1 protein-coding gene is annotated in these 1,217 nt (G+C 66.6%); it reads right to left on the bottom strand.

Annotated features, from left to right (window positions below; all coding sequences use genetic code 11):
- Positions 1-1,198: glucose-1-phosphate adenylyltransferase (glgC, locus tag Aru02nite_RS36265; RefSeq protein WP_275408804.1), on the bottom strand; the 1,198-nt coding region annotated here is incomplete at its 3' end.
- Between the last annotated feature and the right edge of the window lie 19 nt (positions 1,199-1,217).

Raw genomic sequence — 1,217 nt, 5'->3', positions numbered from 1 at the left:
GGTGGACGGGTTCGTTCTTGCCGAGGACGACCAGTCCGGAGTCGGTGACCGTGTGGTACTCCCGGTCGTGGGCCAGGTCCGCGCCCAGATGCGCGCCGTCCGGGACGTGGACGTGCTTGTCCAGGATCACCCCGCGCACGACCGCGCCGCGCCCGATCCGGACCCCGTCCATCAGTACGGAGTCCTCGACCCAGGCGCCGTCCTCGACCACCACGTCCGGTGACAGCACCGACCGGGCCACCGTGCCGGTCACGATGCACCCGGCCGACACCAACGACTCGTACGCCCGCCCGCCCAGCACGAACTTCGCCGGCGGCAACGGCGGCACATGCCCCCGGATCGGCCAGTCCGCGTTGTACAGGTTGAACACCGGATGCAGCGACACCAGATCCATGTGCGAGGCGTAGTAGGCGTCGATCGACCCGACATCCCGCCAGTACCCGCGGTCGCGTTCGGTCGCCCCGGGCACCTCGTTCGCGGCGAAGTCGTACACGTTCGCCCAGCCCTTGTCGACCAGCATCGGAATGATGTTGCCGCCCATGTCATGCGCCGAGGCCGGATCCTCCGCATCCAACCGCAACGCCTCCAGCAACGCCTCCGCGGTGAACACGTAGTTACCCATCGACGCGTACGCGTGCGCGTCATCACCCGGAATACCCGGCGGCTGCGCCGGCTTCTCCAAAAACCGCTCGATACTCGTACCGTCCGGGCCCGTCTCGATCACCCCGAACGCCCGCGCCTCCGCCCGCGGCACCCGAATCCCGGCCACCGTCACCCCGGCACCCGAGCCGATGTGCGCCTCCACCATCTGCCGCGGATCCATCCGGTACACATGATCGGCACCGAACACCACGATGTAGTCCGGACCCTCGTCATACACCAGATTCAACGACTGGAAAATCGCATCCGCCGACCCCGTGTACCACCGCGGCCCCAACCGCTGCTGCGCCGGCACCGGCGTGATGTACTGCCCCAACATCGACGACATCCGCCACGCCTGCGAAATATGCCGATCCAACGAATGCGACTTGTACTGCGTCAACACACACAACTTGTCGAACCCGGCATTCACCAAATTCGACAACACGAAATCAATCAACCGGTACTGCCCACCAAACGGCACCGCAGGCTTCGCCCGATCCGCCGTCAACGGCATCAGACGCTTCCCCTCGCCCCCCGCGAGAACGATGCCCAGCACCCGCGCGCCCCTCGCCATG

The sequence above is a fragment of the Actinocatenispora rupis genome, assembly GCF_016861975.1.
Lineage (GTDB): Bacteria > Actinomycetota > Actinomycetes > Mycobacteriales > Micromonosporaceae > Actinocatenispora > Actinocatenispora rupis.
This window is presented reverse-complemented; position numbering and strand designations above follow the sequence as displayed.